15 protein-coding genes are annotated in these 15,995 nt (G+C 38.8%); 1 reads left to right on the top strand and 14 read right to left on the bottom strand.

The window, feature by feature from the left end:
* Window positions 1–13: 13 nt before the first annotated feature.
* From preA to AC6IWN_RS03130, 12 genes are all read right to left on the bottom strand, one after another.
* The gene (gene preA / locus AC6IWN_RS03185) at window positions 14–1,516 is read right to left on the bottom strand and encodes an NAD-dependent dihydropyrimidine dehydrogenase subunit PreA (protein WP_497990929.1); all 1,503 of its coding nucleotides are present in this window, start codon (window positions 1,514–1,516) and stop codon (window positions 14–16) included.
* Between the two features lie 54 nt (window positions 1,517–1,570).
* The gene (hydA, locus tag AC6IWN_RS03180) at window positions 1,571–2,941 is read right to left on the bottom strand and encodes a dihydropyrimidinase (protein ID WP_497990928.1); all 1,371 of its coding nucleotides are present in this window, start codon (window positions 2,939–2,941) and stop codon (window positions 1,571–1,573) included.
* Window positions 2,942–3,292: 351 nt separating this feature from the next.
* A complete protein-coding gene (locus AC6IWN_RS03175; RefSeq protein WP_497990927.1) occupies window positions 3,293–4,450 on the bottom strand; it encodes an ABC transporter substrate-binding protein in 1,158 nt (385 codons plus the stop codon).
* 50 nt (window positions 4,451–4,500) lie between these two features.
* A complete protein-coding gene (locus AC6IWN_RS03170) occupies window positions 4,501–5,310 on the bottom strand; it encodes an ABC transporter permease (RefSeq protein ID WP_497990926.1) in 810 nt (269 codons plus the stop codon).
* A gap of 39 nt (window positions 5,311–5,349) precedes the next feature.
* Window positions 5,350–6,174: an ABC transporter permease gene (locus AC6IWN_RS03165; RefSeq protein WP_497990925.1), complete on the bottom strand. Its 825-nt coding sequence runs from the start codon at window positions 6,172–6,174 to the stop codon at window positions 5,350–5,352.
* A gap of 146 nt (window positions 6,175–6,320) precedes the next feature.
* Window positions 6,321–7,142 carry an ABC transporter ATP-binding protein gene (locus AC6IWN_RS03160; protein ID WP_497990924.1) on the bottom strand — a complete coding sequence of 274 codons (822 nt, stop codon included), beginning with the start codon at window positions 7,140–7,142 and terminating at the stop codon, window positions 6,321–6,323.
* Between the two features lie 88 nt (window positions 7,143–7,230).
* A complete protein-coding gene (locus AC6IWN_RS03155) occupies window positions 7,231–8,382 on the bottom strand; it encodes an iron-containing alcohol dehydrogenase (protein ID WP_497990923.1) in 1,152 nt (383 codons plus the stop codon).
* Window positions 8,383–8,425: 43 nt separating this feature from the next.
* On the bottom strand, window positions 8,426–9,751 hold the full coding sequence (locus tag AC6IWN_RS03150) for an aminotransferase class III-fold pyridoxal phosphate-dependent enzyme (protein WP_497990922.1): 1,326 nt from the start codon (window positions 9,749–9,751) through the stop codon (window positions 8,426–8,428).
* Between the two features lie 360 nt (window positions 9,752–10,111).
* On the bottom strand, window positions 10,112–11,272 hold the full coding sequence (locus AC6IWN_RS03145) for a PucR family transcriptional regulator (RefSeq protein ID WP_497990921.1): 1,161 nt from the start codon (window positions 11,270–11,272) through the stop codon (window positions 10,112–10,114).
* Window positions 11,273–11,371: 99 nt separating this feature from the next.
* The gene (locus AC6IWN_RS03140) at window positions 11,372–11,620 is read right to left on the bottom strand and encodes an RDAC family protein (protein ID WP_497990920.1); all 249 of its coding nucleotides are present in this window, start codon (window positions 11,618–11,620) and stop codon (window positions 11,372–11,374) included.
* A gap of 44 nt (window positions 11,621–11,664) precedes the next feature.
* Entirely contained in the window at window positions 11,665–12,084 is a 420-nt protein-coding gene (locus AC6IWN_RS03135) for a YjdF family protein (RefSeq protein WP_497990919.1), read from the bottom strand.
* A gap of 169 nt (window positions 12,085–12,253) precedes the next feature.
* The gene (locus AC6IWN_RS03130; RefSeq protein ID WP_497990918.1) at window positions 12,254–13,096 is read right to left on the bottom strand and encodes an AraC family transcriptional regulator; all 843 of its coding nucleotides are present in this window, start codon (window positions 13,094–13,096) and stop codon (window positions 12,254–12,256) included.
* Window positions 13,097–13,520: 424 nt separating this feature from the next.
* On the opposite strand from AC6IWN_RS03130, the gene dapA reads away from it, so the two are divergent.
* Window positions 13,521–14,429, top strand: a complete 909-nt coding sequence (gene dapA / locus AC6IWN_RS03125; protein ID WP_497990917.1) for a 4-hydroxy-tetrahydrodipicolinate synthase — start codon at window positions 13,521–13,523, stop codon at window positions 14,427–14,429.
* 5 nt (window positions 14,430–14,434) lie between these two features.
* Here dapA and AC6IWN_RS03120 read toward each other — a convergent pair whose 3' ends face one another.
* Window positions 14,435–14,860, bottom strand: coding sequence for a DMT family transporter (locus tag AC6IWN_RS03120; RefSeq protein ID WP_497990916.1), 426 nt, complete (start codon window positions 14,858–14,860; stop codon window positions 14,435–14,437).
* Window positions 14,861–15,073: 213 nt separating this feature from the next.
* Window positions 15,074–15,994, bottom strand: a complete 921-nt coding sequence (locus AC6IWN_RS03115; RefSeq protein ID WP_497990915.1) for a DMT family transporter — start codon at window positions 15,992–15,994, stop codon at window positions 15,074–15,076.
* Window position 15,995: the final 1 nt, after the last annotated feature.

Below are 15,995 nucleotides of genomic sequence, written 5' to 3'. Positions count from 1 at the left end.
ATACCCCTCCTCTTTATTTTTTCATTACACGGCCACCCTGACCGATAGCTTCTACCGGGCATACCGCCAGACATAGATGACATCCTACACATTTTTCAGGATTCATAATCGGCTTCCCTGATGTTTTATCCTGAGTCAATGCCTGATGTCCTCCATCATAGCAGGATAGATAGCACCTACCGCAGCCAACACATTTGTTTTTATCAAATTTGGGATAGCATATGCTGCTTCTCTCCAAATCCTCAGCTGGAATAATGTTTGGTAATGCCTTACCTACAATCTGAGTGATTGAGGTAAGCCCATGTGAGCTCAGATATAATTTCATTCCCTCAATCATATCTTCTATCACACGATATCCATATTGCATTACTGAGGTAGTTACCTGAATGTTTTCACAGCCAAGTGCGATAAACTCTGCCGCATCCTTCCAGGTCTCAATTCCGCCCATACCACTAATCGGAGCGTCCTCTAGTTGTCTACAGCTTTTCATCGATTGAATAAAACGTAGGGCAATCGGTTTAACCGCTTTACCGGAGTAGCCGCCAACACTGGTCTTTCCTTTGACGTCTGGACCGGAAGAAAAGGAATCCAGATTGACATTCATAATACTCTTAATGGTATTGATAGCCGCGATACCATCCGCTCCCGCTTCCATTGCTGCAATTGCAGGAACTTCCATATTCCCGATATTCGGCGTCATCTTCGCTAAAATCGGAAGATGAGTTCCTTTTCTAGTCGCTCTGGTATAGGAACGAACCAACTTCGGATTCTGACCAACATCCGACCCCAAACCATCCGCCGCCATATGAGGGCAAGAAAAATTACATTCTATAATATCGGCCCCTGCCTCCGTCATAAGCTTAGCAAGATATGTCCATTCCTCTTCATTCTGTCCCATAATCGAAGCAATGATAATCTTACTCGGATAATCCTTCTTTAGCTGCTTTAAGTAGGATATATTATCCTCTAATGTATGGTCTGAGATCTGTTCAATATTTTTAAACCCGACAAAGGGTACATTTTCTTTGCGAAGTGCATCAAATCTTGGGGATACCTCTTGCGGAACAAAGGTACCAATGGTCTTAAAAGCTACTCCAGCCCATCCCATATCAAATGCCTTAGCCACCATTTCATAATTACTTCCCACCACAGAAGAGGATAAAAAGAAGGGATTTTCACATTCAATTCCGCAAAATCGAATGGATAAATCTGCTCCGTCTTTTATCACCCTGTCATAAGTTGCTACTTCTTTCATTATTTCACTGATTGAAAGAGATCTGTTCACCTTACCCTTAAGACATGCTTTTTCACAGTCTTTCACCTTACAGCTTATACAAGGTAATTCCTGTGGTAATTTCATCGCCCCACCCAATTTATTCTCAAACCGGAGCGATCGGATGACTGAATCAACCGGAAGATGATGTGGACACGCTTTCGTACATGGTGCTTCATTACAGAGTAGACACCCTCCAACCTCTTCTATCATCGTTATATCTTTATACGCCGGATTACTCATAGAAATCACTCCAAACCATCATTTAATTTATAGGGTCTTGTTTCTTATTGTAGTTTAATATACATTCGGTTGGCGTTTGATGAATTCTCCGAGACCGGGAGTTCCTACAAAATCACCGTTATCATAAACCAATTGGCCTCTGAGATAAGTTTGCACCGGATAACCGTGTAGGGTTTTTCCTTCCCAGATTGTATGATCATAATCGGAATGCATATTATTTACGGATATGGTAAATTCCTTATCCTTATCATAAATGACAATATCCGCATCCTTTCCTACCATCAGCGAACCCTTGTTGCTGCATCCGAAGATTTTAGCAGGGTTGGTGGAGCACAGCTCTACCGCACGGTTAAAAGAAATCTTACCTTCATTCGCCGACGACAGCATATAGGGATACAGGTTTTCAATACCAGCACAGCCATTTGGAATCTTAGTGAAGTCATCCTTACCCCAATCCTTTTCATAGCTTTGGAAAGGGCAATGATCCGTAGCAACGGTATCAATATCTCCCTGTCGAATAGCATCCCACAAAGCATCCTGACTCTCCTGCGCTTTGATTGGTGGGGAACATACGAAGTTTCTTCCATCCTCACGTTTATATACATCACAGGTAAATTCCAGGTACTGCGGACAGGTTTCTACAAAGATCGGAGCTCCCTGTCTCTTAGCCGCAACTGCTGCCTCGAGGCCTTCCTTATCTGCCATATGAACGATGTAGAGAGGCGCATTTACTGATTTTGCCCAGTGTACCGCTCTCTTATCTGCTTCTGCTTCAACAAATTCCGGCCTGCTAAGGTAATGATACCAGGCGGAGGTTTTTCCTTCTTTTAAAAATTGCGCTATATTTAAATCGATTACATCGGGATTTTCTGCGTGAATGTTGGTAATTGCTCCTGTTTCCTTCGCTTTTAATAAAACTTTTATCAGTGTTGCATCATCCACCATCATGCCTTCTTTTTTATATACCAGAAAGCACTTAAAGCTGGTGATACCATTCTCTACTGCCACTTCAAATTCATCTAGTAACTTATCTTCATTAAGATCTGTAATAATACAGTGAAATGCATAATCCACACATGCCTCGGGATCGCACATTGCTTTTCTTGTTTCCACCGTTTCCATGATGCCCATGCCTTTCCTCTGCATTGGGTAATCAAATACAGTAGTAACACCACCGCAAGCAGCCGCTCTCGTTCCTGACAGGTAGCTATCCGCTGATACAGTTCCGCCAAATGGCATCGCCAGATGAGTATGGGCATCAATTGCTCCGGGAAGCACTAGTTTGTCGGTTGCATCCACAACTTTATCTGCCTTAATATCAAGATTTGTTCCGATACAGGCGATCTTTCCATCTTTCACTGCAAGGTCAGCAACAAAACTTTCTTTTGCTGTTACAACTGTTCCATTCTTGATTAATAAATCCATAATTTCCGCCTCCTTTAAAGGGACTTCCGATATTAAATATTTTTTATTAATAATATTAATTAGTGACCCGAGTATTTTGCGCTTAAGCGTTAAAATAAAGCTGTTTGCCTTATATAAAACATGCTCCCTTAACACCCGGGTCATCTTAATCATTACAACATTTCACTTGGATAACTTTATATAACTTTAAACCCAAAGTGTGTATTATGTTGACTTCTTTATTTCCAAAACCAACAAGTTTTAATTGCCATTTATAAGTTTTAATTGCCATTTATAAGTTTTAGATGGTGTATATTACCCTTATATAGTATCATCATTAATTGCTATCCGTTGCCTTTTTTAGCCTAGCTATTACTTATTAATTTTATATACCAGTACAAGTCCGGATCTTTGGAATACCTGTGAAACTTCTACCAAATCCATACCACCTGCATTTGCAGCGATTAGGTTCGATACCCAAGTCACACCAAAATCAACCTGCTTGGAATATACTGCTGTGGTTTCACCGATATCGCCACCACCTGGAACTACTTTCACATTTAAGCCTGCATCCTTATAGAAACCTTTATCAAGCGCTACATAGTAGCCCATGAACTGTGCCTGTGGCAACCATTTTAACTGTATGGAGATATCTTTCTTCTCTGGAGTGAACTTTCCGTCAGAAGCCGTAGCCGCTGTCCAATAGGAATTATCTCTAACATTATCCAGTGTTAATGTCTTTAACTTATCAGCTGCAGTTGAGTCATCTAACTTAATATATTTCTTTGCAAGATCTAATGTCTGCTGTAACGCTGCATCATCCATTTTACCGTATTCTTTTACAGCCGCCCCTTTGGTATCGGTCTCAACAAGCTTCTTCACCTCAGATGCCATGTACTTTTGGTGATCTGCGGATACAGAGGAACCATATTTAAATACGATTTCAGCTGCTTCCTCCGGGTGAGCACAAGCATATTCCCAGCCTTTCATAGATGCATACACAAATGCCTTCACTGTATTCGGATTAGCTTTTGCAAATTCCTTTGTACAGAAGATGTTATCCTCAAGCATTGCAACGCCTTCATCATTCATATCCACGTATTTTACTTTATCGCCGTATCCATAACCACCTTCATAGTTGTTTTTAACTAACCCAAGTTCATTATAAGTCATAGCGGATGCTAAGCTAATGGAGTTATCATCAAATCCATCCATGTCAAATGCCTGACTTAAGAACTTAGTCGGCTGACCATACTTCGATAAAAGTGCCTGAACCTCATATTCATTACCAAGACCCCAATTACCAACCTTACCCTTCGCTGCAGCATCTTTCACAATGCTTTCTACTGTTGCATCTGCTGCGTAATATTTCCCGTCTGCTCCGCTCTTTGAAGGTGCTTTTGTTGTATCTCCTCCTGATGTAGCAGTATCCTTCTTTGTACCACACGCTGCAAGCAGCATCATAACCATACTGAATGTCAATAATAAGGAACATAACTTCGTTAACTTTCTTCCCACTGAACTCTTCATATCGTATCCTCCTATTTTTTAATTAAATTCTATACTAAGTTGAAATCGCTTTATTTGCGTCCCTTCAACAAAATACCTTCTGTAATTAACAGAATTACATACATTGCAATACCGATTACACATGCCACCAGAATATAAGCCCAAGCAGTTGCATATTGTGCCAATACGATATTCTCCCTGATCTGACGTCCTACACCGATGATGTATTCTGCAAAATACTCACTAACCAATGCACTGATTACACATGCTGGGACGCTTACCCGAAGAGCGGTAAAAACATACGGCACCGAATTTGGTACTCGTAATTTGAAAAATACTGCGGTTTTACTTGCTGCATATGAATTCATCAAATCCAGCGAGTATGGTTTTAACTCTGTAAAACCACGAAAGGCGTTAATACTCATCGAAACCGTACAGGTTATCATTACGACAAGCATCTTCGCCAGCATACTTCTTGTATTTGGATTTTCACTAAAATCCTTTGTTAAATTCGTCATGATCGGAGCAATTGCTATGATTGGTATTGCATTAAAAGCTGATGCAATCGTTAAACCTCCTGCTCCCCATTTGGTAAATATCGCTGCGATAATTGCCAGCAGATATCCTAGCAGGGAACCTAATACCAATCCACCTAATGCTACAATTAACGTTGCATCCACATTCTTTAATATCGCACTTGAATTATCCTGAATGATATTTATAATTCTTCCGGGCAAAGGAAGGGTAAAGGTATCTGCTCCAATGATTTTATGTAATATCTGTGTTTGCCATAGAATGACAAATATCACTCCAAACAAAATAGGATATATAACGGTAGAAATACTATCTCTATTAAGTCGTAATTTCTTTTTTCTCTCCATCTTAACCTCCATTCTGTACCATCGAATTCGATCCGCTCACTATTTTCTATTTCCCTTGGAAGGACGTTTGTAAGGCGACAACACCTTCTCTATTAACGTCATAAGGTAATAGCTCAGAATTCCAATCAGTGCACTTATGAATACAATCTGCCAGAACACGTAAATTGACATAGCATGCTTTAAGGACTGGGATAGCATACAGCCTAATCCGCCTCCACCCTGTAAGGTATCCACTAATATGGATGCCGTAATTGCCATCGGTGCCGATATCTTAAGACCGGTAAAGAGATAAGGCATGCAAGAGGGTATCAATAATTTAGTATAAATCTGATATTTAGAGGCCGCGATCGAGTACATTAATTCATGCTTTTCTCGTTCGACGGATTTAAAGCCTGCTAGTGTATTGGTTGCTACCGGGTAAAAGGTTAATATGGCGGCTATCACGATTCGGCTCTTATCAATATCCTTTGTTACGGCAAGTACAATCGGTGCCATACCAAGAATAGGAATCATCTGTATCAACATCAGGTACGGGAATAATGTCTTCTCAACAGAGACAAATAAATTCATAAACAGTGCCAGTAAAAATCCAATAAGGGCTCCAATCGCAAAACCGATACCGGCACGGATTAAAGTAATTCCCGCATTACTTAATACAATCTGAATTGCGGTTTGGCCACTGCTGACCATCTTTTTACTGAAGATAGATTCAATAATTTGATAGATGTGAGGAAGAACATTTTCGGGAGAACGTTTTGTATTTGCAATTATTGTTGCCCCGATTTCCCATATTATAATTAAGCCAATCACCCACACTACTGTTACTATCTTCTTTGAGGAGAGAGCTTTTTTTATAGCGTTCATCAAAAATCTCCTTTCATTGTGTATCGATCTTATTCCTGATTATTACTCCTCTGAATAAAGAATGAAGTTCAAAAATGCTTGACTACTGATTGTAATTACAAAATGAAAATCATCCTTTATTCATTTTGATTCGGGTTGCCCCGAATCTATACGCCTTCAAAACTATTACGAACCTTTGCTACTAAAGAATTAAACTGAGGCGTATTTTTCGTAGCTAATGTTCTAGGTCGTGGTATATCAATATCCACAACTGCTGAGACTCTACCCGGATGCGGTGATAAAACAACTACCCGATCGGATAGGAATACCGCTTCCTGAATATTATGGGTAACGAATAATATCGTCTTATTAGTTTTTTTCCATATTCTCAATAAATCCTCATGTAATTTCTCCTTTGTAAATTCATCCAAAGCCGAGAAGGGTTCATCCATAAGAAGTATCTCCGGGTTGATTGCCAAAGCTCTGGCGATGCCGACTCTTTGTTGCATACCACCGCTTAGTTCATGAGGATATTTTTTTCCAAAATCCATTAGTCCAACCAAATCAAGCATCTTACTCACTTTTGCTGTTCTGTCTTTTTTGGGAATACCCATCATTTCCATTGGCATACATACATTTCTTCTTACCGTTCTCCAATCATAAAGAACGGGGTTCTGGAAAACGATACCGTATTTTTTCTGTAAACGAATCTCTCTGGGGGATTGCCCTCTGACGGAGATTGATCCGCTGCTTGGCTGCTGTAAATCAGCGAGTGTGCGTAATAATGTGGTCTTACCACAACCGGAAGGTCCTAGCAGTGAGATAAATTCGCCTTGACGAATCTCCAAATTAATATTTTGCAACGCATTGACCGGTTCGCCACCGTTCTTATCCGGAAAGCTGACACACAAATCCGTGATACTAATCTCGGTTTCCTGATTTAAAACTTCGTTTTCTACTAAATCATCAAAATTTTCTGCTGTTACCATACTGATTTCCTCCTTACTATCTATTCAAACAAAAAAACGGCGTAAAGCACTTTGCTTTACGCCATCGTAAAATCGTGAATTAAAAATCCTACCATAATTTATAATAGATGTTGACCAAATTTTCCTTGTTTACTTCTTTGATTGTATTGGAAGGGCTTCCACTGGTCATTGCATCACCCGCCATTTTATCCACAACCCGATCAAATTCTTCCTGATTTATCCCATATTCCTTTAAGGTAGGAATATCAAGTTGGATGCATAAGCGATCAAGTGCTGTAAGAAATGCTTTTGCAGCTTCCTTATCCTCATCATTCGTATCTGCTACCCCTATGACTCTTGCTATTGTTGCAAAGCGCTCATAACAACCATCCAACGCGAAGGCGAGACATTCTTTGATCAACATCGCATTGGAGATTCCATGCGGTACATGAAAGAGTGCTCCAATTGGTCTGCTCATGCCATGAACCAAAGTAACGGAAGCATTATTGATACATACACCTGCTTCAAATGCAGCTATCTGCATCTCTTCTCTTGCCTTATTATGCATGCCATCGGTATATGCTGTGGGTAAATACTCAAAGATTCTTTTAATCGCCGATAGTGCATATAAATCAGTTAAGGTATTTCCTTTTCTGGAGGTATATGCTTCAACAGCGTGGGTAAGTGCATCCATCCCGGTTGCTGCTGTGATGCTCTTAGGTGCTGAGATGGTGAGTGAGGGATCTAAAATCGCCACTTTGGGTAATAATGCATCTCCCTTTAAGAGCATTTTCACATTTCTCTTTGTATCGGTAATGATGGTGAACTTCGTAGTTTCGGAACCGGTTCCGGCTGTGGTTGGTATCATCACCATTGGAGGAAATTTTCCTTTGATCTCCACACCCATATAATCAGATAGCCTGCCGGGAAGTACCGTCATCGCAGCGATTGCTTTCGCGCTGTCCAGCGGGCTTCCACCCCCAATCGCAATCAGGAAATCACATCCTGATTCCTTATAAACACAAATGCCCTGATCTATCATTTCTTCCGTGGGCTCACCCGTGATATCATTAAATACCACGTATTCGACACCCCACTTTGTTAGAAGATCGGTTAATCTCTTCACCAGACCTGTTTTTGTAACGACCTTGCCGGTTATAATGAATGCTTTCTTTCCCAATTCAGTTACCGCAGCTTCTGCTGCTTCCAACGAATGTTCTCCTATCATAACCTTACCCGGCATTGTAAACTGATAAGCCATAATTCCCTCCAATCAAGCTAAATATTCATTGACTTGGTATGATTTATAGATATTCCTTATCTACGATATCAAGTACTTCATCCAGTTTCTGAAGCTCTTCTGTTATCTGCTCCTCGGTTATAATCAGCGGAGGCGCAATTAGAATCATATTCTCATGGGAGTATGTCATAAATCCACGCGCTTTCAAGAACCCTATTATTTTGCCCATAATCCCTTCCGGATCCTTACCATAAGGAACCAACGCTTCTTTCGTATTCTTATCCTTCACCAATTCCACAGCGGAGAATAATCCGATATATCTTACATCCCCGACACATGCATGAGAACTTTTCAGTCCTTCTAACAATTCTCCGAGAACCTTACCAACCTTATCCACATTCTCAGGGATATTCGCTTCCTCGTAGTAGTTCACACAGGCTACACCAGCTGCACAACCTAGAGGATGACCGCTATAAGTAAGACCACAAGATAATAAATTATCATCAAAATACGCTGCGATATCTTTAGAAACAACCACACCACCTAGCGGAACATATCCACAAGTCACACCCTTTGCAAAGGTTACGATATCCGGAACTACATCAAAATTCTGAAATCCAAACATCTTGCCGGTTCGGCACCATCCGGTCATAACCTCATCACAAATCATCAGTATCCCGTATTTATCACAAAGATTTCTGATACCCGGCAAATAACCCTTAGGCGGGATGATAACTCCATTTGATCCAGTTATGGTTTCAAGTACAATCGCTGCTATGGAGTTCGATCCCTCATACTGGATCTGCTCCTCTAGCTTAGTGAGATAGAACTTTGTAGCATCCTCTTCTGTAGCAAATTCAATCACCTCACGGTAGATATAGGGATCCATGAATTTCACAAATCCGGGAATACCGGGTTCCAACGCATATCTTCTTGGCTCACCGGTTAAATTTCCTGCACCAAAGGAGGAACCGTGATAGCTTCTGTAACGGCTGAAAATTTTATTCTTACCGGTGAACATCCTTGCCATCTTCACCGCATTTTCATTCGCTTCCGCTCCTGCATTTGTGAAAAAAACCTTACCCATACTGTCCGGCATCAATTCTATAATCTTCTTCGCAAGCTTTGCTCTGGATTCTGATCCATAGGACGGACTTACAAAACAGTAATGATCCACCTGCTCCTTAATCGCTTCATTAATTGCCTTATTTCCAAACCCCAAATTCATATTAACAAGCTGAGAGGACATATCGCTATATCGATTTCCTTCAAAGTCCCAAAAATAAATTCCCTCCGCTTTTTGTACCGGTATCGGATTCAAGTTCCTCTGTTTGCTCCAAGATTGTAGATTGTACTCCTTCAACGTACTTTTTATTTCTTCACCTGTCATCTTCATATCCTCCCTGATTTCTATTTTCTAATATTCCGATTTTAATCAAAAAAGAAGCAGCCCGGAAGATTCCCTAAACGGCTCCCTTGCTGCTCTAAATGGTTCGATTAACTTAATGCCATTATATATAGGCCTATAAACAAATGCAATTGATATATGAACAATATTTATTGTGCAGATGCACAATCTGACTATTATATTAATAAGTGAATATATTCTTTTATTTGTATGTATTCGATCAAATTGTCGCACTATTACAAAAGAATAGTTTCGTGTAAAATATTGATTAAATATTAATAATTCTCATTAACAATATGACGTTTAAAATTCGAGTTTGATACTTTAATTAATTCTATGATTTTATAAAATATCCTTTATATACAAGCCCATATGCAATTTCATCCGATCTTCCAGATCAAATGGATTATACCCAGTGACGGATTCGATTTTCTTAAGCTGATTTGTCACCGTGTTACGATGCACAAATAGCTTCTCCGATACCAGCTGCAGACTTGCGTTATTCTCAAAATATGTCCTGAGTAATTTCATTAGCTCTGTGTTATTCTTGCTATCATAAAATTCCAACTTACCTATCGTATCACGGTAATAGCTTCGTAACACCGATTTATCACTCACCGATAGTAGTACCTTATATACATCCAGTTTATCATAATAATTACAGGTTTCATTCTTTCTGATTGCCATCTCCATCGCAGCGAAAGCCTTCTCAAAATTCTTATCCTGTTTATATAATCCCTGCTGATTTGTGCTGATACCCATATGTAATCGGTTCTTACTTTTGTCTTTATTCGTGAGACTTAAAAAATTCTTCACAAAGGACTCAATCTCCTTATCAGAATAGTCAACTAATACCAGAATTAGAGCATCCTTGTAAGTAAATGAGATGTACAGCTCACGTATACTCCTTGCGGTCTTTTCCGCATAAAACTCCAGGCTATCCATAAACTCTTGAGAATAGACTCCATTTTTATCCTCCGCATAGATGCTGATAAAGCAAAAATGTCCATCCCGTTGATAACCATAGCGCTCCATTTGCAGAATCTGTGTCTCAAGATCACCCACTCTAAAAATAATATTTTTAATGGAGGATGCCATATTATCCTCCACATTATCATTGTTCATAATTTTGTGGCAAAAGTCCCTGGTCATGTCCACCATCTTCGTCTTCCAAGGTATCGTAAAGAGAGGCATATTCACTTCATCACAATAATCAATTACCTCCTGTGAGATACCCGTGGTGTAAGGTCCCAGATTCACAACAAACGCACTTGCCCCTGCATCATAAAGCTTCTTGGCAAAGTTCAGCAACCACCCTTCCTCTTTATTCAAAATCCCAGCTGTAAAAACCAGTTCCTTTCCATGAAGAAGCGAGCTAATACCGTCATCCTCGATGATATGTACCCATTGAACAAGATTCGTAAGCCCCTTTCTCCCTCCAATCAAATTCATCTGGTAGAGAAAAGTTGCATTCTTATATAATTTTTTAACCATAATCGCCATCGAAGAACCTCCTTATAAAAAAGGCGCTGCAATCTCTGCAACGCCTTCGTTTATACTTAGTTTATCATATGCTTTTCTTAGTAGCAATAGTATAGATTCTCAAGAAATTACAGCAAATCCCATTCCATCCTGAGAAAATTCGATTTCAGCACGCTTTCCTTCAAAATATTCCTTCATTACCTGTTGCATTGCTTCTATTTGCTCCTCACTCTGTTCACCGAGTTCTTCCATCGTAAAGCTCTGAGCACCACACGCATCATGAAGATGCACCTTAAAGTTTAATCCTTTATCCTCCAAAGAGTGATTCATATCGCTGATGTCATTCAATGTCACAATCATTTTTGCCATAATATCAAACCTCCTTATCTTTGATGAATAAGAGAAAGGACAGATTATCTGCCCCTATGTTTCTCTTTTCGTTTTTGTTGCTTTAAAGCAAATATTCGATTCTGCTCTTCTTCCCGCTTCTGCTTTACCCGAAGTTTTCTGACCGATTTATTCAATTCGTGTTGTAATTTCAGTGCCTGTTGTGATTTCGTTCCAATTCCGACTTGATCCATCTGTTTTTTAACATCTCTTTGCAACCGCTTTGGATTTACTATATCCTTATGCCTGACGTTAATATCCGTAGCCTGACTAAATCTCAACTGATACCAGTGCTGTAAAATATACTCCTCTAGCTCCTGATCCCTTGGTTCGGGTCCAAAGGTTATTTTACATACCATCAACTTCTCATCCTCGACACGTTCACATAATCCGATCCAAAAAGGTTCTTCAAAAAACACGCTAAACTTAATTGTAACTTTGTCCATTATTATTCCTCCTTAAAATAATGAACAAAGAACGGACAACCAAGGAGGCAGGTTACTGATAACTTTATTGTTACGTCCGGACTACCAACCGGAGCTGTGTTTTTATCTTTGCACCTTCATTATAACAAATATTTTCTATATTACAAGGGGCTGAAGGTCAGTCCTTCCATCAATCAATCATCTGCGCATTCTTAGGCAGCGTATGAAAGGCCTTTTTAAATGCCCTTGAAAATGTAGAATAATTTTTAAATCCACTTCTATAACATGCATCCGTCACTGAGCATCCGTTTTGTACTAAATTCTTCGCATGCAGCAGCCTCTTCTCGGTGATGTAATTTCCGATGGTATAACCCGTCTCCTGCTTAAAAAAATGCATCAGATAGTACCGGTTGATATAAAAATTAGCGGCAAGTGCATCAATTGTAATCTCTTCCACCAAATGCTCACTAATATAATCTAAAATTTGAACCAACTTTGTATTACCGATAACCGAATCCAGATAATTAATATGATTCGATATCACTGTCCGATTCAAATGAATCATAAACTCCAAAAACAAAATCTTCTGATACAATTCATTACCAAACGCATCATCCTCAAAGGAGTGTTCCAGCTCAAGACACACCTGATACAATTTGCTTTTTTCTAAATTATGAATTCTTAATACATTTGACTTTTCTTTTTTCGCCCGTTCAAAGCAATCATTCAGATCATAATCATCTTTTGCATAGCTTTTGAGAAACTGCGTGGATACATAGATAATAATTCTCTCGTACTCAGAGTCATCCAGCACGGAGGGTCTATGAATCTCTCCTGCATTTACAAGAACTATGTCATACGGATTCAGATTATAATTCTTGCCTTCAATCGTATAATTGATATTTCCCTTAATAAAAATCATGATCTTATTAAAATCATGATAATGAAAAGCAAATTCCTTCCGTTGTCGATCCTCGATATGAAACATCCTAAAATCATTTTCCAGATAACCAAACTTCTCAAACGTACTCACAAGTATCACACCCCTTTATCCAACCCACTGTGTTAAAGAAAATCTATATATTATATCTAAAGTTATTTCTTCTATAGATTATTCCTTATTCACACTAACCAATGAACCGACATACATCCACTAAGTCAATTTATTATATAAATGAACCCACACAATATCGACTTTAATCTTCCTTATAATATCCCTATCCTTTATACCAAGTTCCCTTGCACTTAATCTTGCATATTATAAATTGTACGTATTTCTCTTTTATTCTAGCGGTTCGGTTCACCACAAAATATGCGATGAAATATTCATCTCTCATTTTAATCATTATAAAGCATTATATGCAACATTCAAAGCATTATTATGCTATTTTTTATAAATAATGTTCTGTAGAATAGAATCAGAAAACTAAGATTTCGCATTTTGAGGAGGTTTATATATGCAACTTAACGGTGTTTGGTTACCGATCATTACTCCATTTCACGATGATAAAATTGATTATACATCCTACAAAAAACTAATCGATCATTATTCAGATAAGGGAATTAGTGGAATCATCCCGCTGGGAACAACCGGGGAGATACCTACATTGGATGATTATGAATTTGAAGAAATGATAGATAAGACATTAGCATATAACAAGGGGCGTCTACCTATTTATGTAGGTATTGGTGGTAATTATACCGCTAAGGTAATCAAGAAATTAAAAATCGCACAGAAGTATGATATTCAAGGAATCCTCTCCGTCTGTCCATATTATAACAGACCAAATCAGGAGGGTATCTACACCCACTTTAAGACCATTGCATCAGAAACTGATTTAAATATTATTCTATATAATATTCCTTATCGTACAGGAGTAAATATTGAGAATGAAACAGTTTTCCGATTGGCTGAAATACCGAATATCGTAGCTATCAAAGATGCCAGCGGAGATATGAAGCAGTCTATGTCACTATTAATGAACCCTCCTAAGGATTTATCCATTTTAACCGGCGAAGACGCATTATTCTATGTCACCTTAGCACTTGGAGGACATGGTGGTATTCTTGCGTCCGCGCATATTGAAACCGATAAATTCGTTGAAGTATATCGCAGAATGCAGAACAAGGATCAGTCCGGTGCTTTTGAACTCTGGAAGGAACTATATGATTTTGTTCCGCTATTATTCAAAGAGCCGAACCCGGCTCCGATCAAATACATGTTGAATCAACTCGGTTTAATCAACTCACCTGAGGTTCGACTACCACTAATGGAAATCAGTGATTCTCTGAAGGAAAAATTAGATCCTTATATACAAAAAAGCGTTATTCAGAAACCGGATATGTACCGTTTATCGGTAGGATGATAACATTAATCCCTTATAAATATTATGGCTCCAATCAGAAATAATATTGCTCCGGTCATCTTTTTCACGCTAACTTGAGCATCCAAAACTACCACATCAAGCACTAATCCGCTTAAAAGCTGTCCGGCAAGCACTAATATCATGGTGTTGGAGATTCCGAGCATCGGAATTGATCTTGAGGATAAATAAATAATCAAAGCACCGAATATTCCACCAATTAACCAAATTGGTTTTACATTAACAACCTTTGTATATCGCTCGATATCGCCTTTTGATATCGTAAAGAACAACATAAAAACAACCCCAATAATTAGACTATGTAAAGCGGCAACACTTGGCGATAAATATTTGCCCAGCTGTGAATTAATACTTGACTCAATGGTTGTAAAAATACCTGCTAATATTGCAAGTAATATACAAAGTGTATCCATGGCTCACTTCCTAATTTCTCTTTCTTAATTAATATGAGCATGCTTTCTATTCTATACAAGCACATTATCACATTGATTAAAAGAAACCGAATATATAGCAATGAATATTGAATAAAGCAACCCTATTCTAGATTCTCCGAATAGCAAAGTAGCGCAGATTACAAACAAATAATACTTGATTGTAATCTGCGCTGCTTTTAACATATTTGACTATCATTTTTCTTTATTCACAACAAAGATTCCGACACTTACCAATATTAAAGCGATTACGCATTTAAGCCCTAAGAATCTTTGTTCATTTAACAAAACTGCTGATAGAATCACTCCAAATACTGGTGTCATAAATCCATAAACCGCTACTTTTGAGACCGTGTTGTATTTTAACAGAACAGCCCAAAGCGCATAAGCAATGGCTGAAATGAATGACAGATAGATTAAGATAGCCAATGACTTTCCGTTGTAATGGAAGGTTTCACCACCCATAAAAAGGCCGATTAGCATCATGATACCCCCACCGATTACAAATTGATAACCGCTGAGCAATATTGCATTCTCCTTCTTTGAATATCTCTTTAACATAACGGACGAGAATGCATATGCAATCACGGAAAGAATGATAAAGCCCTCCCCGATCATCTTAAAATGTGTGTCCAAACCGTCCTTATTAATATTCACAAGAATTACGCCTATAAATCCGATGACACATCCTATCACCTTCCTTGGAGTGAACTTCTCCATATGATAGACGGAACTTGCTATAAGCAAGGAAGCAAATACATTCATACCTTCAATAATCGACGCCTTTACACCTGAGGTATTCGAGAGTCCGATGTAAAAGAACACATATTGAAGAATTGTTTGAAACAGGCATAAAATTAAGATGTTACCCCAGCTTTCTTTCGCCGGAATTAATAATTTCCTGGATATAACACTGCCAATAAGAATAGTTAGTATTCCTGCAAGCATAAAACGGGAACCTGCAAACAAAATTTGAGAATTGATTTCCTGTGATGTGATACCGAGCATTCGATATCCAATCTTGACAAAGGGAAATGCACTTCCCCATAATGCACAGCATATTGATGCTGCGACACATACTACTATTGTTTTTGTTAACCATGTTTGACTTTTCATA

The sequence above is a fragment of the Variimorphobacter sp. HTMS_6 genome (genome assembly GCF_059717775.1).
Note: the sequence above shows the minus strand (reverse complement) of the source record. Positions and strands in the feature narration are given on the sequence as shown.